This window comes from Bradyrhizobium sp. USDA 4486 (assembly GCF_054057995.1).
Map to the genome: position 1 here is coordinate 139,630 of NZ_JBSRZV010000001.1, position 24,488 is coordinate 164,117.

General features: G+C 61.0%; 15 protein-coding genes, 1 tRNA gene and 4 pseudogenes. 8 read left to right on the forward strand and 12 right to left on the reverse strand.

Going from position 1 to position 24,488, the window contains the following annotated elements; translation table 11 throughout:
- Positions 1-63 precede the first annotated feature (63 nt).
- The 8 genes and pseudogenes from ACVWY3_RS00655 to ACVWY3_RS00690 all read right to left on the reverse strand — a co-directional run bounded on the left by ACVWY3_RS00655 (position 64) and on the right by ACVWY3_RS00690 (position 10,162).
- A complete protein-coding gene (locus ACVWY3_RS00655; RefSeq protein ID WP_456836729.1) occupies positions 64-1,374 on the reverse strand; it encodes an ABC transporter substrate-binding protein in 1,311 nt (436 codons plus the stop codon).
- Positions 1,375-1,558: 184 nt separating this feature from the next.
- Positions 1,559-2,794: an ABC transporter substrate-binding protein gene (locus tag ACVWY3_RS00660; protein ID WP_456836730.1), complete on the reverse strand. Its 1,236-nt coding sequence runs from the start codon at positions 2,792-2,794 to the stop codon at positions 1,559-1,561.
- A gap of 40 nt (positions 2,795-2,834) precedes the next feature.
- Positions 2,835-4,317: pseudogene (locus tag ACVWY3_RS00665) on the reverse strand (ATP-binding cassette domain-containing protein).
- Complete coding sequence (locus ACVWY3_RS00670) at positions 4,317-5,243, reverse strand: branched-chain amino acid ABC transporter permease (protein ID WP_456836731.1); 927 nt, start codon at positions 5,241-5,243, stop codon at positions 4,317-4,319. The pseudogene ACVWY3_RS00665 and the gene ACVWY3_RS00670 overlap by 1 nt, the downstream one beginning before the upstream one ends.
- Position 5,244: 1 nt before the next feature.
- Positions 5,245-6,121, reverse strand: a pseudogene (locus ACVWY3_RS00675) (branched-chain amino acid ABC transporter permease).
- 102 nt (positions 6,122-6,223) lie between these two features.
- Positions 6,224-7,468: an ABC transporter substrate-binding protein gene (locus ACVWY3_RS00680; RefSeq protein WP_456836732.1), complete on the reverse strand. Its 1,245-nt coding sequence runs from the start codon at positions 7,466-7,468 to the stop codon at positions 6,224-6,226.
- Positions 7,469-7,722: 254 nt separating this feature from the next.
- Positions 7,723-8,826, reverse strand: a complete 1,104-nt coding sequence (locus ACVWY3_RS00685) for an NAD(P)/FAD-dependent oxidoreductase (RefSeq protein WP_456836733.1) — start codon at positions 8,824-8,826, stop codon at positions 7,723-7,725.
- 97 nt (positions 8,827-8,923) lie between these two features.
- A complete protein-coding gene (locus ACVWY3_RS00690; RefSeq protein ID WP_456836734.1) occupies positions 8,924-10,162 on the reverse strand; it encodes an SMP-30/gluconolactonase/LRE family protein in 1,239 nt (412 codons plus the stop codon).
- A gap of 301 nt (positions 10,163-10,463) precedes the next feature.
- Between ACVWY3_RS00690 and ACVWY3_RS00695 the strand changes: the two genes are divergently transcribed.
- From ACVWY3_RS00695 to ACVWY3_RS00725, 7 genes and pseudogenes are all read left to right on the forward strand, one after another.
- Positions 10,464-10,727, forward strand: coding sequence for a hypothetical protein (locus ACVWY3_RS00695; RefSeq protein WP_456836735.1), 264 nt, complete (start codon positions 10,464-10,466; stop codon positions 10,725-10,727).
- 524 nt (positions 10,728-11,251) lie between these two features.
- A complete protein-coding gene (locus tag ACVWY3_RS00700) occupies positions 11,252-12,814 on the forward strand; it encodes a 2-isopropylmalate synthase (RefSeq protein WP_456836736.1) in 1,563 nt (520 codons plus the stop codon).
- Between the two features lie 285 nt (positions 12,815-13,099).
- On the forward strand, positions 13,100-14,116 hold the full coding sequence (locus tag ACVWY3_RS00705; RefSeq protein ID WP_456836737.1) for a TRAP transporter substrate-binding protein: 1,017 nt from the start codon (positions 13,100-13,102) through the stop codon (positions 14,114-14,116).
- Positions 14,117-14,359: 243 nt separating this feature from the next.
- Positions 14,360-14,956: a Spy/CpxP family protein refolding chaperone gene (locus ACVWY3_RS00710; protein WP_456836738.1), complete on the forward strand. Its 597-nt coding sequence runs from the start codon at positions 14,360-14,362 to the stop codon at positions 14,954-14,956.
- Positions 14,957-15,124: 168 nt separating this feature from the next.
- A tRNA-Lys gene (locus ACVWY3_RS00715) sits at positions 15,125-15,200 on the forward strand.
- Positions 15,201-15,446: 246 nt separating this feature from the next.
- Positions 15,447-15,643 (forward strand): annotated as a pseudogene (locus ACVWY3_RS00720) (chromosome partitioning protein ParB); the annotation flags it as partial.
- A 177-nt stretch (positions 15,644-15,820) separates the two neighbouring features.
- The gene (locus tag ACVWY3_RS00725) at positions 15,821-16,306 is read left to right on the forward strand and encodes a hypothetical protein (protein WP_456836739.1); all 486 of its coding nucleotides are present in this window, start codon (positions 15,821-15,823) and stop codon (positions 16,304-16,306) included.
- A 340-nt stretch (positions 16,307-16,646) separates the two neighbouring features.
- Here the strand turns inward: ACVWY3_RS00725 and ACVWY3_RS00730 are convergent, their stop codons facing one another.
- Positions 16,647-17,717 carry an acyltransferase family protein gene (locus ACVWY3_RS00730; RefSeq protein ID WP_456836740.1) on the reverse strand — a complete coding sequence of 357 codons (1,071 nt, stop codon included), beginning with the start codon at positions 17,715-17,717 and terminating at the stop codon, positions 16,647-16,649.
- Positions 17,718-18,327: 610 nt separating this feature from the next.
- On the opposite strand from ACVWY3_RS00730, the gene ACVWY3_RS00735 reads away from it, so the two are divergent.
- Complete coding sequence (locus ACVWY3_RS00735) at positions 18,328-19,629, forward strand: NAD(P)-binding protein (RefSeq protein ID WP_456836741.1); 1,302 nt, start codon at positions 18,328-18,330, stop codon at positions 19,627-19,629.
- Between the two features lie 295 nt (positions 19,630-19,924).
- Here ACVWY3_RS00735 and ACVWY3_RS00740 read toward each other — a convergent pair whose 3' ends face one another.
- The 3 genes and pseudogenes from ACVWY3_RS00740 to ACVWY3_RS00750 all read right to left on the reverse strand — a co-directional run bounded on the left by ACVWY3_RS00740 (position 19,925) and on the right by ACVWY3_RS00750 (position 24,474).
- On the reverse strand, positions 19,925-20,614 hold the full coding sequence (locus tag ACVWY3_RS00740) for a sugar transferase (protein WP_456836742.1): 690 nt from the start codon (positions 20,612-20,614) through the stop codon (positions 19,925-19,927).
- A 179-nt stretch (positions 20,615-20,793) separates the two neighbouring features.
- The gene (locus ACVWY3_RS00745; protein ID WP_456836743.1) at positions 20,794-23,034 is read right to left on the reverse strand and encodes an AAA family ATPase; all 2,241 of its coding nucleotides are present in this window, start codon (positions 23,032-23,034) and stop codon (positions 20,794-20,796) included.
- Between the two features lie 286 nt (positions 23,035-23,320).
- Positions 23,321-24,474, reverse strand: a pseudogene (locus ACVWY3_RS00750) (glycosyltransferase).
- Positions 24,475-24,488 lie beyond the last annotated feature (14 nt).

Consider the following 24,488-nt stretch of genomic DNA (forward strand, 5'->3'; position numbering starts at 1 on the left):
TCAATAATTCGCTGATCTCGCGAGCCGCTCACCACAACGAGGTGGAGGCGCACCGTGATCGTCTTACGCCCCGTAGGTCGATCCCTTCGGCAGCGGGAACACCGGGTCCTGCGTGCGAATATTGGTCGGCCATACCACCGAGATGTGCTCGCCGGCATTCTGCATCACCACCGGTGTCGAGCGCTCGTTCTGCCCTGAGAGCGGCGTGCCCGGCGGGAAGAACTTGACGCCATAGCCCTGGATGGTGCCACCGGCGGGGATGTCGACGTCGAGCGCGGCCTTGCGGATCGCCTCCGGCTCGAAGCTGCCGTATTTCTCGTTGGCGACCGGCAGCACGTTGTTGAGCAGCACCCAGGTCTGGTTGAACCCCATCGAGCAGTGCGGCGGCACGTCAGTGGCGCCGGTCTTGGCCTTGTAGCGCGTGACCATCGCGTTGATCAGATCGCCCATGCCGGGCGCGAGTTTTGCGGGATCGAGCAGCTGCGCCGGCACCGGATCGATGTTGCAGAAGTTGTCGATGTCGGCGCCGAAGGTCGCGCGCAGCTTGTCGAGCTGGCTGTAGCCAGCCCCGGCGCCGAACAGCATCTTGAAGCGCAACCCGCTCTCGCGCGCCTGGCGCAGGAACAAGGTGATGTCGGGGTTGTAGCCGGCATGCGAGATGACGTCGGCCTTGGCGCGCTTGATCTTGGTGACCAGCACCGAGAGATCGGGCGCCGAGGCCGAGTAGCCCTCCCGCAGCACCACCTGGATGCCGGCCTGCTTGGCATAGGTCTCGTCGGCGGTGGCGACGCCGACGCCGTAGGGACCGTCCTCGTGGATCAGCGCGACCTTGACGTCCTTCGGGTCCATGCCGAGCTTAGCTTTGGCGTGTTCGGTGAGGAAGGCGGCGAAGGCCTGCCCGTATTGGTCCGAATGGATCTGCGCGCGAAATACGTATTGCAGGTTCTTGTCCTTGAACACGGCGGTCGAGACCGCCGTCGTGATCCAGAGGATCTTCTTCTGCTGCTCGACCTTGGCCGCGAGTGGCACCGCGTGCGAGCTCGCATAGACGCCGTTGAGGATGTCGATCTTCTCCTGGCTGATCAGGCGTTCGGCCTCGTTGATCGCAACGTCGGGCTTGCTCTGGGAGTCCGCGGCGACCGGGGCAACCTTGTACTTGCCGCCGACGCCGCCCTTCTCGTTGACGAGGTCGATCGCGATCTGCGCGCCGACCGAGGAGGCGACCGAGCCGCCGGCAGCGAAGGGGCCGGTGAGGTCGTAGATCAGGCCGATGCGCAATGTCTCGGCTTGCGCCTGGGCTCTCGTCCAATCGAGGCTGAGTGCGGCGGCGGCAGCCGCCGAATTCTTCAGCAGCTGTCTGCGTGAAGTCGGCATCCTATCCTCCCTCAAATCCGTCTTATGATTGGTTCTTTTTTGGAGAAGTATGGGGAGGGCGGCCGCGGAAAGTCAACATCGCCCAAGGTCGATACGGATCGGGCGCGTACAACGCACCTGCGAAAGACAAAGAAAGGCCCACCGCTCGCTGCAGAGCGGTGGGCCTGGCGTCGCTGTGATCCGATTATTGCGACAGCTTCACGAAGTTCGGAAACTTCAGCCTGCCTTCGGCGATCTTCTCGGGCCAGACCACGACCTGCTTCTGGTCCTGCCACTGGAAGACGAGGCCGGTCACCGCGCCGGGGCCCGACTTAATGCCGTGGGTGAACTCGTCGTCCTTGCCGTAGAACTGGATCTGGCCGATCGTGCCCTCGAAATTGGTCTTCTCGAGCTCGACGACCATCTTGTCCGGATCGGTCGAGCCGGCGCGCTTGATCGCGTCGGTGATGATGTAGACCTCGTCATAGGCGGTGTAGCCGGTATAGGCCGGCGGCGTGCCGAACTTGGCCTTGAAGGCGGCCGCGAACGGTTTCGTCTTCGACGTCACGGCGACGTCCGGGGTGGCCACTGCGAGCGACGGCACGCCATCGGCGGCGCCGTTGGTGTCTTTCCAGAAGGTCGGACTCAGCGCCTGCGCGCTGATACCGAACATCGGGATCGGCACCTGCTGGTTCTTCCACTGCACGGTCGGTTGCACGCCGACATGCGAGATGCCTGTCACGATCACGTCGGGCTTCTTGGTCTCGATGTTGTTGAAGATCGGCGTGAAGTCGGTGGTATCGGGCGAGAAGCGGACGTGCTCGACCACCTTCAGCCCGGCCTTGGGCAGGCAGGCCTCGTAGCCGACGTCGAGCGGCTTGGTCCAGGCGGCGTCCTCGCTCATGATCGCGACCGTCTTGAACTTGAGCTTGTCGACGAGGAGATCCTTGGCGGCGTCGCAGACGAGCTGGGCTTGCGCGGCCGAGGTCAGGTAGCCGTGGAAGGTGTACTTGTTCTTCTCGTAATCGTTGTGGATCGCCTTGGTGATCTCGTTCGAGGCCGCACCCGGCGTGATCAGCGGCATCTTCAGCCGCGCCGCCCAGGGCTCGAGCGCGAGAACGACCTCCGAGATGTAGCTTGCGATCACGGCGGAGACCTTGTCCTCGCTCACCGCGCGCTGGAAGGCGCGCACGGAATCGGCCGAGGAGCTCTTGTTGTCATAGGTGACGATCTCGACCTTGCGGCCGAGGATGCCGCCTTTGGCGTTGATCTCGTCCGCGGCGATCTGCGCGCCGCCCGGGGTTGCGGCACCCGCGATCGACTGCACCTCGGCGATGACGCCGATCTTGATCGGATCGTTCGACTGCGCGTAGGCGGGGGCGGCAAGGCACAGCGCCAGCGCCGAGGCGATGAAGCTGCCGCTGAGAACTGAAGATCGCATGGTCGTTTCCCTTTCTGTGCTTTTTGTTGATGTCGAGGACTTACAGAAAATCGGCGCCGGCCTCCGCCGCGAAGCGGCCCGGGATCACCCTCCCAGACGATCCGCGCATGCTCCAGCACATAGACGCGGTCGGCGTGCGGCAGCGCGAAGGTCACGTTCTGCTCGCCGAGCAGCACCGTGATCGAAGTGGTCTGCCGCAGCTTGGTCAGGGCCTTGGACAATTGCTCGAGGATGACCGGCGCAAGGCCCAGCGTCGGCTCGTCCAGGATTAGGATCTGCGGCTGCATCATCAGCGCGCGGCCGATCGCCAGCATCTGCTGCTCGCCGCCGGAGAGCGTCTGCGCCATCTGGCCCTGGCGTTCCTTGAGGATCGGGAACAGCTCGAACAGCCAGGCGAGCTGCGCGGCGCGCTTGTCGTCGGAAAGATGCTGGCCGCCGAGGTCGAGATTCTCCCGCACGCTCATCTCGCCGAACAGCTCGCGCGATTCCGGGCACTGCACGAGGCCGCTGCGCGCGATCTTCGCAGGAGACGTGCCGCGCAGCTTTTCGCCGCCGCGGACGATCTCGCCGGTGTAGGGCAGGAAGCCGGAGATGGTGTTGAACAGAGTGGTCTTGCCGGCGCCGTTGAGGCCGACCACGGAGACGAACTCGCCCTCGTGGACGTGGATCGAGACGTTCTCCAGCGCCTGGGCCTTGCCGTAGAACACGCTGACATTCTCGACCTGGAGCAGCGGCACCTTGTCCTTGAAGCTGGTCTCGGGCCGCGCATGAGTCTCGATGGCGCCGCCGAGATAGACCCGGCGCACGGTCTCGTTTCGCATGACGTCATCGGCCTTGCCGGTGACGATCTCCTCGCCGAGATACATCGCGAGCACGCGGTCGACCAGCGCGGCGACGCTCTTGACGTTGTGGTCGACCAGCATCACCGCGCGGCCCTCGTCGCGAAAGCTGCGGATCAGGTCGGAGAACACGTCGACCTCGGCGCGGGTGAGGCCGGCGAAGGGCTCGTCGACCAGCACCACTTTGGGATCACGCGCGATCGCTTTGGCGAGCTCGAGCCTTCGCAAATCGGCGAACGGCAGCGTCGGCGGACGGCGATTCATCACGTTGCCGAGGCCGACGCGGTCGGCGATCCATTTGGCGCGCTCAACCAGCGCCTTGTCCGGGAACAGCATGAACAGGCTGTCCGGCAGCAGCGCCACCATGATGTTCTCCAGCACCGTCTGCCGGTTGAGCGGCCGCGAGTGTTGGAACACCATGCCAAAGCCCTTGCGCGCGATCTTATGCGCGGGCAGGCCAGCGACATTCTCGCCCTCGAACACGACTTCGCCAGAGGTCGGGCGCTCGATGCCCATCACGCTCTTCATCGCGGTCGACTTGCCCGAGCCGTTCGGCCCGATCAGGCCGAAGATCTCGCCGCCATTGACCTCGAAGCCGAGGTTCTTGACCGCCGTCAATCCGCCGAAGCGTTTTGTGAGACCGCGAACTTCGAGCACGGCCCGGTTTGAAAGCCTCATATCCATCACGAACGAGCCTCGCGCGAGAGGGCCGCTCCGAGGAAGCCGCCGGGGAAGAACAGCACGACGAGCAGCGCGACCGCCGAGACGATGAAGGTCGCGAGCTCGCCGGTCGGCCGCAGGAATTCGCCGGCGACGATCAGGAAGATCGCGCCGAGTGCCGCGCCGAGAACGGTGCGGCGGCCGCCGAGCACAGCCGAGACGATGACGTTGACGCCGACCGCGACGTCCACGACGGTGCCGACCGAGGCGGTGCCGAAGTAGAACACCAAGAGCGCTCCCGACAGACCCGAGAAGAACGCCGAGACGATGAAAGCGGCGAGCTTGTGCTTGACGATGTTGAAGCCGAGCGCGCCGGCCTGCACCGGATCCTGGCCGCTGGCCTGAAGCACGAGGCCGATCGGCGATTGCGACAGGCCGTAAAGGATCGCCGCCGAGATCGTCATGAAGCCGAGCGCGATCCAGTAGTTTGCGCCGGCATTGATGGTGATGACGTCGGGGATGGTGAGGCCGATCTCACCGCCGGTGAGATCGGCGAACACGACCACGAAGTTCTGCAGCATCAAGACCGCGACCAACGTGGTCAGGCCGAAATAGGGCCCGCGCACCCGCAGCGCCGGCAGCGCCAGCACGAGGCCGGCGACGACCGAGGCAAGCGCCCCGAGCACGATGCAGAGATAGACCGACCAGCCGAACTGGTTGTTCAAAATGCCGGCGGTATAGGCGCCGACGCCGATCAGGAAGGTCGGGCCGAAATTGACCTCGCCGGCGAAGCCGAACAGCAGGTCCCAGGCCATCGCGAACACGCCGAAATAGAACGCGACGGTGAGCAGTCCGAGCACATAGCCGGAGACATAGAGCGGCAGCGTCGCCGCGATGATGACGAGTGCCAGCGAGACGAAGAACAGGCGCGAGGTGAAGAAGGTGGACATCTCAGCGCCTCCCCAAGAGGCCCTGGGGCCGGATGTACATCACGAACACCAGCAGCAGCAGTGCCGGGATGGTGCGATAGGCCGGCGAGACCAGATAGGCCGTGATGGTTTCGAGATAGCCGACCACGAAGGCCGCGATCAGCGAGCCGGAGACGCTGCCGAGGCCGCCGAGCACGACGATCGAGAACGCGCTCGCGGTCAGCGGCCCGACGCTGTAGGAGCTGACCCCTAAGAACATGCCGAGCAGCACACCGGCAATGCCGGCGAGGATGCCGTAGATCGCCCAGACCACGATGTAGATGTTGGTGAGCTCGAGCCCGAGCAGGGTGACGCCGCGCGGGTTCATCGAGGCCGCCAGCACCGCCTTGCCGGTGCGGGTGCGGTTCACCAGCAGCCACAATAGCGCGATGACGAGGCAGCACACGATGGCGGTGAAGATCTCGTTGCGCGGGGTACGGACGCCGAGGATCTCGACCACGCCCTCGACGATCGGCAGCACGGTCTTGGCGTTATTGGTGAAGAAATAGGCGATCAGCTCCTGGATCATGATGCCCCAGAGCAGCGTTCCGGTGAGGACGAAGATCTCCTTCTCCTCGTTCGGGATGCGCCGGGAGTCCTGGATCGGCTTCCACCACGGCGAAATAGGTGGCAAAGGCCGTCACGAGGGCGACTGCGACGCCGATCAGCGCGCCGGCATAGGTGCCGACGCCGAGGATGCTGGCGGCGGCCCAGGCCGCGACGGCTGCGGCCACCATGATGGCGCCGTGGGAGAGGTTGAGCACGCCGGAGACGCCGAAGATCAGCGTGAAGCCGGTGGCACCGAGAGCGTAGAGAGCGCTGATGGCGAAGCCATCGATCAGGATCTGAAAAACTCGCATGTATGATTGGCCAGGTGGCAGTCAAACTGCCGCTTCGAGGGAAGGTGCTGCGGGGCGCCGCATGTGGAAGCTCCCGGGAGATGGTCCCGGGAGCTGTTCCTGCTAGTTCGAGAGCTTGATGAAGCTAGGGAACTTGACGTCGACCTTGGCGACGTCCTTGGGCCAGACCGCGCTCTGCTTGCCGTCCTGCCATTGCAGCATCAAGCCCGTGATCAGGCCCTTGCCATATTTGATCGAGTGCGTGAACGGATCGTCCTTGCCGTAGAACTGGACGCGGCCGATCGTGCCTTCCCAGTCGGTCTTCTCCAGCGCTGCGACCAGCTTGTCGGCTTCGGTCGAGCCCGCTCGCTTCACCGCGTCGGCGATGTAGTAGACCTCGTCATAGGCGGTGTAGCCGGCATAAGACGGGTAGTTGCCGAACTTTTTCTTGAAGTTTTCGGCGAACGGCACCGACTTCGGCGTCACCGCTACGCCGGGGCCGGAAACGCCCTGATAGAGCACGCCTTCGGCGGCCTGGTTGGTGTCCTTGCCGAAGGTCTCGTTGGTCGCCTGCGAGGAGATGCCGAACATCGGGATCGGCACCTGCTGGTTCTTCCACTGCACCGTCGGCTGCACGCCGACATGGGAGATGCCGGTGATGATCACGTCGGGCTTGGCGCCTTCGATCTTGTTGAAGATCGGCGTGAAGTCGGTGGTATCAGGCGAGAAGCGGATGTGATCGAGCACCTTCAGCCCGATCTTGGGCAGGCATTCCTCGTAGCCGATGTCGAGCGGCTTGGTCCAGGCGGCATCCTCGCTCATGATCACAGCCGACTTCATGTGCATCTTGTCGACGAGGAGGTCCTTGGCGGCATCGCAGACCGAGAGCGCGAGCGCCGCCGAGGTCAGGTAGCCGTGGAAGGTGTACTTGTTCTTCTCGTAATCGGCGTGAACGCTCTTGCTGATCTCGTTGGAGGCTGCGCCCGGCGTCACGAACGGCGTCTTCAGCCGCGACGCCCACGGCTCCAGCGCCAGCACGACCTCGCTGATATAGCTGGCGATGACCGCGTTGACCTTGTCCTCGTTCACCGCGCGCTGGAATGCACGCACGGAATCCGCCGAGGAGGAGTGATTGTCGTAGGAGATGATCTCGATCTTGCGGCCGTCGACGCCGCCGCTGGCGTTGATCTCGTCGGCAGCGAGCTGCGCCGCCTGCGGAATTGAGGCGCCGGCAATCGCCTGCGCTTCCGCGATCACACCGATCCGAAGCGGATCGGCTGCAAGTGCTGCGCCTGAGGCCGCCATCACCGCGCCCGTCGCGGCCGCACCAAGCGTCATTCGCAATGCAACAGAGAGTGCTTTATTCATGTTGTTCTCTCCCTTTGAACCAAGCTTCTTTGAGCTATTGGGGCGCGACTATAACGGCGAGGGAATTCTCGGCAAGTGAAACCGCGTTCAGGAATATGAGAAGGGGACTAAAGTCTAGCGCTGCGTAAATTGCAGGCCGGAGAGGTGCGGAAGACCTGCTGCACGCGCAGGCATGCAGATTTGGTCGATGGGCATGCGTGAGCGTCGAAGGCACACGATGTCGAGTCATCGCGCCGCGACGCCGTCGATCTGGCTCATCGCCATGACCGCCGAGGTAGATTGAGTGGTTCTAGTCGCGCGGGATCGAACGGCGAGAGGTCGACATTGCGCGTTGCGCCTCCGACGATCAACTCGGCCAGTGCTTCGCCAGTCGCGGGAGCGTTGAGGATACCCCAGACACTGTGTCCGGTCGCAACATAGAGGCCTTCATCATCTGGTACGCGGCCAATCAACGGCAAGCCGTCCTTGGTCACCGGACGAAAGCAGGCCTGCTGTGCGATGATTTTCTCCGGCCGGAATAGCGGCGATAGCCGCTCCGACATTTGCTGCAAGCTCTCCAGACGGTTGGGTTCCGGCTTCACGTCGGTCGGATCGGTCGGAAACCCGCTCGTGTCGGGACAAGCGGTGACGTATGTGCTGCCGTCCGGCCGAGGAAACACCTCGATTGGCTCGGTCTCGCCGTGGACCTCCATCTCCAGAAACAAGGCGTCGGCGGAAACATGCGTGCCGGTATCGTACACGATGCTGGGGCTGCGTTGGCCGTAGAGGGCGGGCAGGCTCATCCATGTCGCGGCGAGCAGCGACCAAGGTCCCATCGCAATCACGACTGCATCCGCTTCGATGATGCTGTCTTCTACCCCGACGCCCTTGACGGTCCTGCCATCGGCATTGCGTACGATGCCCGTGAACCGGCCACGGCGAAGCTGAGCACCTAGCCCGATCGCTGCATCCATCATCGCCGAGGAGAACTTGTGGGGATGAACGATCGCGGTCGTCTCTGTGGTGCCGATGCGTTGCGCGATGACGACGCCATCGGCGAGCCAGCCTAGCGCGGATGGTGCAGTCCGTCGCGGATCGGCGTCGGAAGCAACGAAGCCGCTATAGGCATTCATCGGGCGATAGCCCCAGTCGCCAGCGATCTCTCCCGTCAGTTGCGCATGAAGAGCGAAGCTGCGCCGGGCCAGCGCATCGAGCGGCGAGCCGACGCACCAGTCGCGTGCCAGGAAGCCGCCGGCCTTGCCGGATGCGGCAGCGGCCACCTCGACCCGCTCGACCACGATGACGTCGATGCCGTGGCGGCGAAGAAAATACGCCGTGCAGGCCCCGATCACGCCGCCGCCGCAGATCACGACGCGCATGGTTTTTTTCCTGATGATCTCGTTTGCATCGAAAGGACTATCCAAAAGTGCGGCGCCGGCGAGACGCGCCGGCGCCGCGTTGGAGACTCGTGCGGCCTCAGCCCGGCCCGGCGCCTTGTGTTGCCGTATACACTGCATAGAGCGACTGGCTCGCCGCCATGAACAGGCGGTTGCGCTTCGGGCCGCCGAAAGCGATGTTGCCGCAGACTTCCGGCAAGCGAATGCGGCCGAGCAGCTTGCCCTCCGGCGACCACACCGTGACGCCGCTATAGCCGACGGCACGGCCGGCATTGCTGGATGCCCAGACATTGCCGTTGACATCGCAGCGCAGGCCGTCCGGTCCGCACTTCACGCCGTCGATCACGCAATCGCTGAACCTCTTGACGTTGGACAGCTTGTTGTCCGCGCCGACGTCGGCCACGAAAATTTCGCCCTTGCCGCCGGCGCCAGTGTCACCCGGACCCTTGCCGGTCGAGGCGATGTAGAGTTTCTTGAAATCGGGCGAGAAGCACAGGCCGTTTGGATCGGGCACCTGCTCCTCCGTGACGACGAGATCGATGCGACCGGAGGGATCGATGCGATAGCAATTGGTCGGCAGCTCGCGCTTGCCCGGAGCAAAGCCGGCCGGCTGGCCGATCCGCGGATTGAGCTTGCCGCTCGTGTTGCTCGGACCGCCCGGACCGTCGGGCTCGCCTTCGTACAGCTGGCCGCCGTAGGGCGGATCGGTGAACCAGTAGCTGCCGTCGGGATGCGCGGCGATGTCGTTCGGCGAGTTCAGCCGCTTGCCCTGGTAGGAATCGGCCAGCACGGTCGCGGTGCCGTCATGCTCATAGCGCGTCACCCGGCGCGTCAGGTGCTCGCAGGAGAGCTGGCGGCCCTGGAAGTCGAACGAGTTGCCGTTGGAATTGTTGGAGGGCGAGCGGAACACGCTGACATGGCCGTCGTCCTCGCTCCAGCGCATCTGCCGGTTGTTGGGAATGTCGCTCCAGAGCAGATACCGTCCTTGCGCGCTCCAGGCCGGACCTTCGGCCCAGAGCAGGCCGGTGTAGAGGCGCTTGATCGCGGTGTTGGGCTGGGCGAGATCGTTGAAGGATGGATCGACCGCGATGATGTCGGGGTCCCAGAAATAAGTGGTCGGCGCACCGCGCGGGCCGAAATCGCGCGGCGGTGTGGTGATCGTCGTTGGCGGTGCGGCTGGCCCCGTCTGTGCCAGCGCGGCGCCGGTTGCGGCCGCGCTGGCCACGGCACCGAATGCAAGTCCTTGGACAAGGGTTCGTCGTGAAAGCGCAGCATCCCGGTCACGCTGCTCGTGGTCACGAGCCTCTTGGCGTGTCATCGCGTCCTCCCGATCATGTTCGACTGGCCGGTTGATCCGGCCGAGCAGGAGCGGAGGTTAATGCGGTCCGCAGCTAGTTGCGAGAGCCGGCTTTGCATGTTCTGCGCGATTGCGGATGTCGCGATTTCGTCGCAAGTCTGTCTAAAACGCGGGCAGCGCTGCGCAGGAACCTGCATATAGTTGCTCGACGTGTGAACGAATATGGGTTCTCGTCCGCGAATACGGCCGGAGCTTTTCAAGCCTTGATTTCGCACTTATTGCCGCGCACAAAAAGTCCTGGGGGCGCAGGTCGGAGTTGGTCGTGGCTGGCGTTGTCATATTGATCGTGTTGCTTGGGATCGCGTTCTCGGCCGGCTATTTCACGCGCGACCAGATCTCCCGCAAGCGCCATGCGGAAGCACGCCGCATGCGCGGCTACGCAAAGCCGGAATGGGACCGCGCCACCGCGCCCGCCAACACCAACGAGATATCGCGCACCAGGCCGGCAGCGCCCCTGCCCACCGGCGAGCTCGGCCGGATGCTGAACCGCTGGGAGACCCGCGCCCGCGCCCGCCGCGTGGGATAGCGTGACGTTGTCTCTTGCTCGATGAAGGCCGCCGCAAGCGCCACGATCCATCACCGTCACCCTGGGATGCGCGTTGCGCCCCGCGCCTCGCACCCAGGATGACGGGGGCCCGGGCGGTACGGTTGAACTGCAACGCCCACGCACCTACGATCAGGTCAGCGTAGCTGACCATCTTTTGGCGTTGCAGTTGCGCCCGTTTGTCGTCTAGAAACAGACGCATCGGGCCTCCCGGCAACCAGCCGTCAACGGTTTTGAACGAGGATTCGGGGCTCAAAAGGGTCTGGCAATGCTGATTCGCGGCCAAATCGATGGGATTTCAGGGGAGGTGGCTCTGGCCGCCGCCACGATCCCGGCCGCGCTGCTGCCCACCCTTCTTATTCTTATTCGCGGCCTTCTTCTTACTTGCCCCTGAGGGCCGGCTGGGCGCCACGCGCCTGGGCACTCAGGGGTTGGTACGAGATCACCGGACAACCTCAGGCGCTCAAGGCAGATGAAGGGCGCCAAAGCTCAAAAGGAAATTTGAAATGGCCCCCGCGAACAAGTCCGACAAGGACCGCGTCATCATTTTCGACACCACGTTGCGCGACGGCGAGCAGTGCCCGGGCGCCACCATGACCTTCGAGGAGAAGCTCGAGGTCGCAGAGCTGCTGGACGACATGGGCGTCGACGTCATCGAGGCCGGCTTTCCGATCACCTCCGAAGGCGACTTCCAGGCGGTCAGCGAGATCGCACGGCGCTCGAAGAACTCCGTCATCGCCGGCCTGTCCCGCGCGCATCCGGCCGATATCGACCGCTGCGCCGAAGCCGTGAAATTTGCAAAACGCGGCCGCGTCCACACCGTGATCGCGACCTCGCCGCTGCATATGCGCGTGAAACTGAACAAGACCCCGGAGCAGGTGATCGAGACCTCGGTTGCCATGGTCGCGCGCGCCCGCAACCAGATCGACGACGTCGAATGGTCGGCCGAGGACGGCACCCGCAGCGAGATGGATTTTCTCTGCCGCATCGTGGAAGCGGTCATCAAGGCGGGCGCCACCACGGTGAACATCCCCGACACCGTCGGCTACACGGTGCCGGAGGAATACACCCACTTCATGAAGACCTTGATCGAGCGCGTGCCGAACTCGGATAAAGCGGTGTTCTCGGTCCATTGTCATAACGACCTCGGCATGGCCGTGGCGAACTCGCTGGCCGGCATCGTCGGCGGCGCGCGTCAGGTCGAGTGCACCGTCAACGGCATCGGCGAGCGCGCCGGCAATGCCGCGCTCGAAGAGATCGTGATGGCGATCAACGTGCGCAACGACAAATTTCCGTACTGGAACAAGATCGACACCACGCAGCTGACCCGCGCCTCCAAGGTCGTGTCGGCCGCGACCTCGTTTCCGGTGCAGTACAACAAGGCCATCGTCGGCCGGAACGCTTTCGCGCATGAGAGCGGCATCCACCAGGACGGCGTGCTGAAGGACGCCTCGACCTACGAGATCATGCGGCCCGAGATGGTCGGCCTGAAGCAGTCCTCGCTGGTGCTGGGCAAGCACTCCGGCCGCCATGCCTTCGTGCACAAGCTGGAGGAGATGGGCTACAAGCTCGGCCCGAACCAGCTGGAAGATGCGTTCACGCGGATGAAGGCGCTCGCCGACCGCAAGAAGGACATCTACGACGAGGACATCGAGGCGCTGGTCGACGAGGAGATGGCGGCCTCGCACGACCGCATCAAGCTGACCTCGCTGACCGTGATCGCCGGCACCCATGGCCCGCAGCGCGCGACCATGAAGCTGGACGTCGACGGCCAGATCAAGATCGAGGAGGCCGAGGGCAACGGACCGGTCGACGCCGTGTTCAACTGCATCAAGCGCCTGGTGCCGCACGAGGCCAAGCTCGAGCTGTATCAGGTCCATGCGGTGACCGAAGGCACCGACGCGCAGGCGGAAGTCTCGGTGCGCCTGTCGCAGGACGGCCGCTCGATGACGGCTCGCGCGGCGGATCCCGACACGCTGGTGGCTTCCGCGAAAGCGTATCTCGGTGCGCTCAACAAGATCGTCATGAAGCGCCAGCGCGACACGGTGACGACGGCGGCGGCGAGCTGACGAACGCTGCTGCGCGTGGGCTTCGCTTCTCCCGCTTGGCTTGCGGGAGAGGCCGACGCGAGCGAAGCGCGCGGCGGGTGAGGGTTCCTCACAGGGAATGTCCCATTGTGGAGACATCCTCTTCCCAATCCTCTCCGGCAAGCGGAAGAGGGGGCGCAGCATCATTCACGATGAATAGCTGCCCTGCTAACGGCCAATAGCGGCTCGCTCTCCCAGCCGCTATTGATGCAGCCGGCTCAAGATCGGCCGCCCGCGGGCGGCCCAAAATAACAACAGGGAGAGATTATGCGCAGCTTTGCGATCGCCGCGTCCATTGCGGCACTGGCACTTGGTCTGAGTCTTGGCTTGACCGGGCCGACATCGGCCCAATCGCCGATCATCATCAAGTTCAGCCACGTGGTCGCGACCGACACGCCGAAGGGCAAGGCGTCGGAGAAGTTCAAGCAGCTTGCGGAGAAATACACGAACGGCAGGGTCAAGGTCGAAGTCTACCCGAACTCGACGCTCTACAAGGACAAGGAAGAGCTCGAGGCGCTCCAACTCGGCAGCGTGCAGATGCTGGCGCCGTCCAACTCCAAATTCGGCCCGCTCGGCATCCGTGAATTCGAGGTGTTCGATCTGCCCTACATCCTTCCCGACCTGAAGACGCTGCGGAAGGTGACGGAAGGCCCGCTCGGCGCCAAGCTGCTCAAGCTGCTCGAGCCCAAGGGCATCACCGGCCTTGCCTATTGGGACAACGGCTTCAAGCAGATGAGCGCCAACAAGAAGCTGATCGCTCCCGCCGATTACCAGGGCGTCAAGTTCCGCATTCAATCCTCGCGCGTGCTCCAGGCCCAGTTCAAGGCGCTCGGCTCGCTGCCGCAGGTGATGGCGTTCTCGGAAGTCTACCAGGCACTCCAGACCGGCGTCGTCGACGGCCAGGAGAACACCTGGTCCAACATCTATACCCAGAAGATGCACGAGGTGCAGAAGTACATCACCGAAACCAATCACGGCTACATCGGCTACGTCGTGATCGTGAACAAGAAGTTCTGGGACGATCTGCCGGCCGACATCCGCGAGCAACTGTCGAAGGCGATGAAGGAGGCGACCGACTTCAACAACGCGCAGTCGCAGAAGGAGAACGACGACGCGCTCGCCGAGATCAAGAAGAGCGGCAAGAGCGAGATCATCAAGCTGACGCCGGAGCAGGATGCCGCGATGCGCAAGGCGATGGAGCCGGTCTACAAGGATGCCGCGAGCCGTGTCGGCCAGCCGCTGATCGACGAGTTCCAGAAGGAAGCCAAGAGCGCGACCAACTAAGAGCGCGACGAACGAGCCGCGCGGCGAACCAAGTGGCGTCATGCACGGATAGATCATGCATGAACAAAGGGCTTTCCGTGCCGGCACGGAAGCCCTTTTGTTGCAAATCGTTTCAATGTGCATCTGAACGGACATTCACGGTAGTTACATCTCCGTAAGAACGGGCTCCCTGTCCAAGTTGTAAGTTGCGCGTCAGCCGCTCGGCGCTCATCCTCACGCCCATCCTTCCAGAGGAGGTCCGCCATGAGGAAGTTCACCGTCGCCGCCATCGCCGCGCTCAGCATCGCCGGCTCGGGCGCGGTCTATGCCCAATATCATCATCCGTGGATGGAGCACTTCCGCCACATCCGCATGAACCCGGAAGACCGCGCCGCCTTCGTCGACGCGCGGATCGCCGCCGTCCATGCCGGGCTGAAGCTCAATGCCGATCAGGAGAAGCTATGGCCGCCCGTCGAGGCCGCCGTGCGCGATTTCGCCAAGCTGCGCATCGACCGCGCCAACGCGCGGATGAATGCCGGCCCTGGCGACGCTGACAAGCCGGACGATCCGATCGCCCGCCTGCGCCAGCGCGCCGAGGACATGGGCGCCAGTTCCGCGGCCCTGAAGAAGATCGCCGACGCCGCCGATCCGCTCTACAAGACGCTCGACGAGGGCCAGAAGCGGCGCCTCGCCGTGCTGACCCGTCACCGCGGCCCGTTCGGCGGCGGCGAGGACGGCCCGCCCCGGCACTTCATGGAACGGGGCATGGACCGGATGATGGAGCGCGGCATGGAGCACTTCCACCGTGACCGGTTCGACCGCGATAGCGGTCCGGACCGAGACCGCGAGGGCCGGCTCTGAGCCAGCGCGGATTTTACGGGGATCAACCTTGGCGAAGCCGCTGGAATCCAGCGGCTTTTCGCTTTTTGGGGACTGTGGAAGAACCTTGGAAAACCTTCGCGACATCGCTTGCCAGACCCGGATCGCTTTGCTAAACGACCGGCCTCGCAAGGCATTTGACCGCCTTTCGGGCGCATAGCTCAGTTGGTAGAGCAGCTGACTCTTAATCAGCGGGTCCCAGGTTCGAGCCCTGGTGCGCCCACCATTTTAAGGCATTGGCTCGCAAGGGCGCCGGCCTCGCCGTCGCCGCCCCGAGCAGTCTCCCCGGCCTTCGGTGCTTTCGAACGGAGCTCGCTCGCTCTCGCGAACGGCTGACACGCGCCCGCGCAGACCCGCTCTTCGAGCGGTCTTTGGCGGGCAGGTAATCCCCTCCGCTCGGGTCACCCCTGGCACTTGCTACCCCCGGTTTCGCCGACGGGCAGGGACGCAGGCGCGGAGTGCGCGCTGCACCAACAAGTTGAAGAAGTCACCGAACAATGCGCGCAAGATGCCGCCTAGCGAGACGGCGGTCGAGGGCTGCGCGGCAAGTATCGCCGCAAAGGCATCCTGCAAAATCTGGTCGTTGAACCCGAGTTGGAACGAGAGGGGACGGCCACCGGGTTCTATCTCGTGACCATCGGCGAGGGCAGGCGGCTTGCCCAGCTGCTCGCGGGTGATGTTCTGCTTCGCAGTTTAGTCTGTAAAACTCTCAATTTTATGAGACCCGCCGGTTGATTCGAGAGCCATTCTCATCCGACGACCGCGTTGCCAAGCTCCCGTTCATTTGCCAATCTCTGCCCCTGAACGGGAGCACCAAGCCGACGAAGCAAGAAAAGAACTGATTTGATGATTCTAAGCACGCATGCAATCGTCGGTGGTGCGATCGCCAGTCTGATTCCATCGCATCCGGTGTTGGCGGCGCTCGCCGGCTTTGCCAGCCATTTTGCAATTGATGCTATCCCGCACTGGGACTACCCCCTTCGCTCAATTAACCTAGGACGAGGCGCTAACAATCGCCGTCTGTCCTTGTGTAAAGCGACGGTGATCGATTTCGCAATCATCGGAATAGACGCGTGCGCCGGGTTCGGCTTTGCGCTTTGGATGTTTGCAGCGGAAGGATCGATTTTGACGATTGCAATCGGCGCCTTCACTGCGATGTTGCCGGACGCGTTGCAATTCATCCACACGCTGTACCCTCGTGGTCTAGTTCACGCGATCCAACGCTTTCATTGGTGGATACACTCCAAGCGTGCGTTGACTGGGGTATTTGGCATCGGCTCGCAGGTCGCATTCGCCGCGACGATTGCTTTACTTGCGAGAAGCGCTCAGTGAGCGCCGAGTTCTGCGGCCGCGAATTGCGTTTCGTGACCTCAATCGGTCTTGGTCAGTCGAGCAGACACGAAAGACCATCCTCCCGCTTTTAGTGTGGGTTATCGGACTTACCCTCACGAGCTTGACCGCCACTCGAGCTGGCGTTCCTCGTCTGATGAGGATCGCCGATCAGCATGGGTTCTCGTCGAATGTCTTGGTGCCGAGCGCTGGACTTTTCGTCGCCATCGCCGTCGGGTACGCGCCTATCGCACTAATCGGCATAGCGACAAATGCGAGCGCTCACATCGTTACAGCTATCGTCCTCCTAAGCATCATCTCATTTCTGCCGACGGAAGAGGCCTTAGGGCAGCGTACTGTCTGAAGCTACAGCGCGGATCCGGACCGTTTGTTTTCCAAGAACCGATGCGATTGGGCAATCGTAATACTTGTCCAGGCCGATCGCCACCAGAATGCAAACTGGTACTAGCGCAAAGAGGTAACAAGACGCTGTCTGCTCAAGATGAGTGGCCTTTAGAAGGCCGACCGTCGACATGAGAATTGGAACGTGAACGATATAGAGTGGATACGACAGGCGGCCTAGCACACCAAGAAGACGCTGCTTTTGTGGGAGATGGTAAGCGACGGACAGACACAGAAGGAGTGGAAAGATAAGGACGATCGAAACAGCATCGAACACAGAACTTCGGATCGGAAGGCAAAAGACGGTGGCGAGCAGAAGGATGATTGGCCAAAGTAGAAATGTGGATAGGAATGGTTTGGGGCGATAATACCAAACAAGGACGCCGGTAAAGAAACCGAATAGGGTGCGAACAGCACCTCCAAAAAAAGTCGTCCACGTAGCCCCGAGATCGGCGGTACCGCTATTGAGGATCACTAGGGTAAGTAGTCCGCCAGTGACAGCAGTGATCGTCCAAACGCACTTTGCATCTAGCCGGGATATCAACGCCGCCCAAAGCACGTTTACGGCGATTTCAAATGACAATGACCACATCGGAGTGTTGGTGGGAAATGTCGTATCTGTAGGAGCCTGACTTACCCAGGGCTTAGGCAGCAAAGCCGCGTTGAAGGCTGTCCCGGCGAGAATGTCAGACAGTGCGTACTGCGAATATGTCTGCATCGCCAATCGAAGCAAGAAATAACCAGTTCCCAACAAGAGCCCTAACAGGCTAAGCGGCAACAACCTCTTCATGCGAATTAGAAGAAATTTGGCGACTGTTAGTCTGCGAGACTGAAGACGCTTCGCATAGGAGTGCGAAAGCACAAACCCGCTAAGCATGAAGAAGAAGTCCACCGCCAGATAACCATGAGGTGCCAACTGCGGTGCACCGACGATCGAAAGGTGAAAGAGCAGGACGCCAATGGCGGCGAAGCCCCGAAGTGCGTCTAGGACTTCAAACCTCTCTTCTGTCAATTGATACCTCGATATTCTGGCCGACTATGTACTCGTGAAAAATTACCGGCATCAGGCGATAGGCGCGGCGTGATGGCCAACGCCGGCCTCGAGACTGCAGCTTGAAATTCCGGTAGAATGCATTCGCTCTCTCGAAGAGGCTAGGCGATATCGTAGGCGCTCGATGCACAAAATTGAGCCACTCCTCGGCGGTGGTCCAGCCATCCCGCCGCCGCCCATAACGAGCAGCCCTTCTTCTTTCGCCGGACCGCATAATGATTGCGCATCGATAGGGATTTCCGTCGGCTTCTTGCGGAGCTACTGTAGACTTGTCGGAATTGATGTGCTCGGAGCTTGTCAAATTCGCTGTTATTACCGACAACGAAACAGTCGAATTGGCAGGCTTGCTGCTTGGCAGAGGCCTCCAAACTTTCATGGACGCAGAGGTCCGAGCTGTTCTTGAACAGTCGAACCTACGCTGACGGCGAAACGCGTTCTACTCGTCGTTGGCTCGGCCGCCAGTTCTCTGCCGCATCTTTGGGAGTTACATCGATTATGCTGGTGTTTTTTCTCGAGGTGCGGTTCACTACGTTGATTTAAGGGATGATCTTTTTGAACATATGTCACTCTGATGGCTGATAGCACTGACTGTGAGCGGTTTGATGCGGTCGTTCTGGGAGCTGGAATCAGCGGCCTGGTTGCTGCCTCAATTTTACAGCGTCAAGGCGCGCGGAGCGTGCTCGTCATCGATGAATATTCTTGGCTCGGCGGCAATCACATCGACTGCAAAATCGGAGACTATACCTTCGATGTGGGCAGCTACATCTTCCAAGACGACTCGCCTCTGTTGGCGCACTTTCCGGAGCTGCTGTCGCTCTATATCCCGATCAGTCCATCGTGGGGCCGTCTGACACCACAAGGATTTGTGACTCACTACCCGCTGTCCATCGCAGATGATCTGCTGCGAGCTGGTCCGATCGAATGGATTTTGATTTTGGGCTCCGTTGTCGCGGCCCGTCTGTCTCGTCGCCACATTCGCAGTGCGGAAGACTTCGCGACCTTCTGGATTGGCGCGCGGATGTTGATGCGCTCGGGCCTTGGGTACTATTTGGATCGATTTTATGGTTTCCCAGCCGACAAAGTAGACGCAAAGTTCGCGGAGAAGAGAATGCTCTGGATCCAGGAGCACGCACGTCTCCGCAACGTCCTTCGGCGATGCGTTTCGTCCGCTCCCCCGTCGCCGCCCAATCAACAACTCGCTCGACCGCGCGAGGGGTTTTCATATCTCTATCACAAGGCAAGGGAGCGGCTCGAGGCTCAGGGCGCGCGCTTTCTGTTGGGCGTGAAGATGGGCCGCCTTGAGAGCCATGATGGAAGGTTTTCGATAGCCGTGGGAGACCGCCGGATTGTCGCGGAGCGTCTGGTGTCGACCATCCCTCTATTTCAGATTCAGGCCCTATGCGGTCTAGAGGCGCAACGAGAGCTTAAAACGGTTACTTTGATGAGCCTCTTTTACAGCTATTCGGGTCAACGTGGATTCAAGCAATCGATCTTGTATAACTTTTCGAGCAAGGGCGCGTGGAAACGCCTCACGATGCACTCCGATTTCTACGGCAAATGCGGCGGACGCGAATTCTTCTCAGTAGAACTCAATGCTGAGCATGTTGCTCAGGACGCCGGCGCGGCTGACCGCGATTTCAGAGAGCATACAAGAGCCAATCGACTGTTTTCGGGTGACCTTCGCCTAGAGGGCTCTCACCTGCTTTCTAACGCATATCCGATTTATACTGAGAACGCTGATGAGAACGCCAAGCATGCGATGGCCGTCCTGGCTAAACTCGGAATTGAGTCCATCGGACGCCAAGGCAGCTTTGACTATCAACCAACGGCTCGGGATTCGACCTTGAAGGCGGAAGCCGCACTTCGGCGCTGATCGGCTGAGAGTTCCAGCTAGGGCTGGTTCAGACGACCAGAGGAGTGGTCAGCTGCAGGTTCATGAGCCATTTTTCTGATGCTTCCCATTAGACCGCGCAGACGACCGCAATTGCTGCAAAAGACCGGCGCGCTGTCGAGCGCACCCTCGGCGCGTTGAAATGTGACGGCCAGAGTTTCGCATTGAGCGCAAACGGCCTCGAAGATCGCCGGACCTATAGAGGTTGGAGGATATGCGCTCATCTCTGTTCTCCGATCCTCGTGCAGTCCCATCGAATACCGTTCGAAGCGCCGAGTCAGTAAGCTCCATCCTCGAACAAGGCCGGTAGTGTTGCGAGCATGATCTTGGTGTCGAGTACTAGGGACCAGTTTCGGGCGTAATAGGTGTCACACGCCACGCGCCTGCCATACGTGGTGGTACTGCGACCGCTCACTTGCCAGAGCCCGGTAATACCTGGCCGGCACGCAAGGTAGGCACCGACATTGTGCCCATAGCGAACCAGTTCTTCTTCGGTCACCGGCCGCGGTCCGACGATGCTCATATCGCCGCGTAAAACGTTAAACAATTGGGGTAATTCGTCGAGGCTGGATTTCCGCATCAATGTGCCGATGACCGTTACGCGAGGATCGCAACGCAGTTTGCGAGCGGCGTTCCATTCAGCAGCGGCGGCAGCATCAGAGTCCAATAATCGCTGGAGTCGTTCGGCCGCGTCCGGGACCATAGTTCGAAATTTTAAGCAAGCGAAAGTCTCGCCATTGAAACCGACCCGCCGGTGGCGGAAAAGTGCTGGACCTGGCGAAGAAAGTACCGTGGCTGTGTAGCAGATCAAGAATAGGGGGGATAACAGCAGCACACCGAAACTTGCTAGTATAACGTCCAGCACTCTTTTCGTTGCTGAACCTGTGGGGCACTTCACCGTTTGCGCCGGATGAGACGTCTCGCCGATAAAAGACAGCTTGCCGCGAGTATCGACCAAATCGGCCATTGCGGTACTCCATCAAGCAGAACTTATGAACTCTTGAAAATAGACAGCTCGAGATTTTCTTCCTCGTGTTGTGCAATGCGAAGCTTGCGGCTGCCGATCGGTTAACGCAAGGTTAAAGTTTTAGCAGCAGCAGCGTCTTTTTTAGCTTGAGGTTGTGACCAGTGTTTCGGCGCTGTGGGCTATTTCGTGTAGTAGGCGTAGCGCCGATCGGAATAGCCCTCGAAGCGACGCATAAACGTCTCGTCAGTCTTGTTCAGCACCGCGCCAACCAGTCGCTCCGAAAGCAGAGGCGATGAACGAACGGCTTTGAGGACCTCATCGGTCGAGTTGCCCCATTCCACCACCATGATAAATGCGTCGAACAGCCCCGCGACCGCCTTTACGTCAACGATCGGTAGGATCGGCGGCAGATCGCATAGGATATAGTCGTAGTCTTGGCGGGCCCTTTCCAGTTCTTTCCTGATCGAAGGCGCACTGAGAACGTCGGAGCTGTTCGAGGGCCTCGCGGTAGCGGAGGACGGTATGACATCGAATTTGAAGTTGGGATCAGGGATAACGACGTCGGCCACTGCCAAGCCCTCTGCGGCCATCCTCTGCAACCCGCGTTCATCGATATAACCAAGCGTTTGCGACAGAGCGGGACTGCGCAAGTCGGAGTCAATAACGAGTGTGCGCGCTCCGGTCTTTGCCAGGAAAGCTGCAACCGCAGCCGCGACCGTCGTCTTGCCCTCGCCGGGGAGCGCTGAAGTGACGCCAATGATTTTGGCGCCGCCGGGATAAAGGTCAATCGCAACCTTGATATAGCGCAGCGCCTCAGCGGTAGCCGAGAAAGGAGGCGCGTCGTTGATTTGGCGAAACGCTGAAGGTCTACCGCGTAATCTGGCTTTGAGTCTGGATAGCTGAGGAAAAGCGGCGAGGCAACTCGTCCCCAACAGCGTTTCAAGCTGATCACGCGTATGGACCCGACGATGCATGAACTGCTCGCGGGCTATTGCGCTCAGTGCACCAAGTCCCAATCCGCACATGACAGCAAAGGCCATAGTGATCGCTACTTTGGGCGAGCTTGGCTTGCGCGGAGCCGAGGCCTCCGTCACTACGCGAGCCTCGGTCGACGGGAATGATTGCTGTTGAACCGATTGCGTAAACCGCGACAAAAAGGCTTCGTAAATTCCGCGATATGTGTTTGCTCCAGTCTCCAGTTCGCGGAGTCTGACCTGCGCCTGTCGCGTTGATCCGGACTGTTGGAAGATCTCGATCATTCGCTTATCGATGGCCTCTTCCTGGGATTTCGCGATCTGCAGCTCGCTTTTATAGCTCTCCGCGATACGCGAAATCTCGTCCCAAATCGAACGCTGCAGCGCCGCCATCTCAGAGCGAAGATTTCTCACTGCCTCGTGGTCGACACCGTACCGGGTGCTCCATTCGGATTGTCTGTTTTGATTCTCGAGGAACTTCTGCCGAAGCTTGGTGATGACCTGGCTGTTGAGGGCGTCCGTGACAACCGGATCGGGAATGGTGAAATTTTCCTTCTCTGGACGCTGTTCAAGTATGAGCTGTATCCGATCGAGCTTGGCCCGCGCTTGGCTGGTATCAGCACGGGCTTTTGCAAGCGCCACGCCCAGCTGGTCGAGCTCGACGTCGCTCGCGAGCTTTCCTTCCACTCCGATGATAATGCCGTTCTCGGCCTTGAAATCTTGAACCGCCTTGTAGGCTCTACTGGCCTGTTGGCGAAGCTCGCTGATCCGCTCTTCAAGCCAAACGCTAGCGCGACGCGTGGCCTCATACTTGGCCTCCAGCCGATATTCGATGTAGGCCTCGGCAAAGGCGTTGGCAATTCGCGCAGCCTTATCTGGATCTAAGGAGGTATAGGCAATCTCTTCGACATAGCTGCGGCCCAATCTCGTAACTCGCAAATTGTCGCTGAGGGTTGCGAGTGCTCGACGCTCAAGCTCGGCAGAGGAGAGGCGCTCATCAGACTTCGTAGCCAGTCCAAATAGTCCGGCAGCGCGGCCAAGGAGTCCGTGGCCAGATCCGACGAATTCCGGGTCCTCGGTGAGATGCAATTGGCGTATGACGGACTTGCCGACCTTTTCCGATTTTGTGGTTTCAATCTCGCTTTCGACGATCGAGTCGTCTACACCGCGGGTTTCCTGTGAGGTTTCGGACTGGGGCGAGGTGATACCTTTGGTGTCCACGAACATATCGGTCTGTGCGGTGAATTTGCGCGGAGCGAGTCCAACATAGGTGGCTCCAAGCGCCGATGACAAAACCGTCACAAAAGCGATGAGACGCCACTCGCGACGGAGGAAGTCCCGCAAGTGGAGCAACGACTTCGTCTGGGCATCCAAGCCGCTGTCTGCTAGGCTAACGAGGGGCCGAAGGTCGCCGGCAATGTTCATCGCGCTGCTGCCCTCACTCAATTGAAATTATATCCTCAAATGAGACCTGCTTGCAGAAATGGGGCCGAGTGCAAGCCCATTTAGGGGTAGCTCTGTACAAGCCAGTATTGCTGATCAACTCGCGCGTTCGGAGCACAAAGAAAGTGCAGCATTGCCTGCTGCTTGATCAATGCGGTGCCGGCTGCAGCGAACCCGTGCCTGCGAATGCTTCGCCAGCAGACCGCGATCGTCAGCCTAGGGCGGGTCCAACACAGACTGATGACGCCCCCCATGATGGTGCGGCTACAAAGACGGGCCAATTATCCCCTCAAGTGGCGGCCCTTTGGCGGCGAAACGAGGATTGGTCCCGCAGGTTCTGTCCAGCAAGATCGCGTTGCGCGAGAAGGGCGTCGATGTGGGCTCGCATCTTCCGGACGAATTGCTCGCGGTTGAAATGCGCGGCATGTGCAACGATGGCCTCGGAGTCGAACTCCATAGTGGAAAGTCGCCTAACGGCATCCGCGATCGCATCGACGGTTTGCTCCTGGAAGAAAACGCCGGTCAGGTCGCTTGCGACAGTCTCCGTCGCGCCCCCGCGTCCAAAGGCAACAACGGGACGGCCGCTCGCCATGGCTTCGACGGGAACCATTCCGAAATCCTCCTCACCGGGAAAAATCAACGCGCGGCAGCGCGCGTAGTGATGCTTGAGGATTGCAAACGGCTGCGGTCCGAGTACTGAGACTGTCGGACCGGCAAGGCGGCAGACCTCAGGAAGCATTTCACCGCCGCCTATTACGACCAAGTTCAGCTTCATTTCATTAAAGGCGCGTACCGCAAGATCGGGCCGCTTATAGGAGACGAGCTCGCCGGCCATCAGGTAGTAGTCCGCCAGTTCGGAGCATGGCACCGGTGAGAACGCCTTGGTATCGATGGGAGGGTGGATAATGGTGGAATCGCTGCCATAGTAGCGACGGATACGCGCTGCAACCGTTGCGGAATTTGCAACGAAGCTGTCGACGCGGGCGGCTGAGGAGACGTCCCAAAGCCTCAAGTAATGCGCAAGTGGCGGTATCGCCAACCGAGTGAGGAAACCTGCAGTCTCCCGATAGTCGTGGAACATGTTCCAGATGTAGCGCATCGGTGTGTGACAATAGCAGACGTGTAACGCGCCGGGCGGCGCTATGACGCCCTTTGCAGGCCCCGACTCGCTGCTGATGATCAGGTCATATGTCCGCAGATCGAGCTGCTCCAGCGCCATCGGCATCAGAGGCAGGTAGGACTTGTACATTTGCCGCGCGCGCGGAAGCCTGTTTATGAATGTCGAAGCAACGCGGTGCTTGCGAATAGTCTCCGAGACCATCTCCGGAACATAGACGTGTGTATATAGATGTCTGCGCCCGGATACATTTCGCACAGCGCTTCAACGACTTTCTCGCCGCCGCGCATTCCAACGAGCCAATAGTGTACGATGGCAACTTTCATGGCGTCACTTCATG

What these genes read in the sequence shown, in the direction of transcription:
- ACVWY3_RS00685 (WP_456836733.1), bottom strand. Translation starts at nt 8,826, where the DNA reads ATGCGCGTCGTGATCTGCGGCGGCGGCGTGATCGGGGCCTGCACGGCG.
- ACVWY3_RS00660 (WP_456836730.1), bottom strand. Translation starts at nt 2,794, where the DNA reads ATGCGATCTTCAGTTCTCAGCGGCAGCTTCATCGCCTCGGCGCTGGCG.
- ACVWY3_RS00725 (WP_456836739.1), top strand. Translation starts at nt 15,821, where the DNA reads ATGATTCTAAGCACGCATGCAATCGTCGGTGGTGCGATCGCCAGTCTG.
- ACVWY3_RS00740 (WP_456836742.1), bottom strand. Translation starts at nt 20,614, where the DNA reads ATGGCCGATTTGGTCGATACTCGCGGCAAGCTGTCTTTTATCGGCGAG.
- ACVWY3_RS00690 (WP_456836734.1), bottom strand. Translation starts at nt 10,162, where the DNA reads ATGACACGCCAAGAGGCTCGTGACCACGAGCAGCGTGACCGGGATGCT.
- ACVWY3_RS00655 (WP_456836729.1), bottom strand. Translation starts at nt 1,374, where the DNA reads ATGCCGACTTCACGCAGACAGCTGCTGAAGAATTCGGCGGCTGCCGCC.
- ACVWY3_RS00710 (WP_456836738.1), top strand. Translation starts at nt 14,360, where the DNA reads ATGAGGAAGTTCACCGTCGCCGCCATCGCCGCGCTCAGCATCGCCGGC.
- ACVWY3_RS00680 (WP_456836732.1), bottom strand. Translation starts at nt 7,468, where the DNA reads ATGAATAAAGCACTCTCTGTTGCATTGCGAATGACGCTTGGTGCGGCC.
- ACVWY3_RS00700 (WP_456836736.1), top strand. Translation starts at nt 11,252, where the DNA reads ATGGCCCCCGCGAACAAGTCCGACAAGGACCGCGTCATCATTTTCGAC.
- ACVWY3_RS00705 (WP_456836737.1), top strand. Translation starts at nt 13,100, where the DNA reads ATGCGCAGCTTTGCGATCGCCGCGTCCATTGCGGCACTGGCACTTGGT.
- ACVWY3_RS00735 (WP_456836741.1), top strand. Translation starts at nt 18,328, where the DNA reads ATGGCTGATAGCACTGACTGTGAGCGGTTTGATGCGGTCGTTCTGGGA.
- ACVWY3_RS00670 (WP_456836731.1), bottom strand. Translation starts at nt 5,243, where the DNA reads ATGTCCACCTTCTTCACCTCGCGCCTGTTCTTCGTCTCGCTGGCACTC.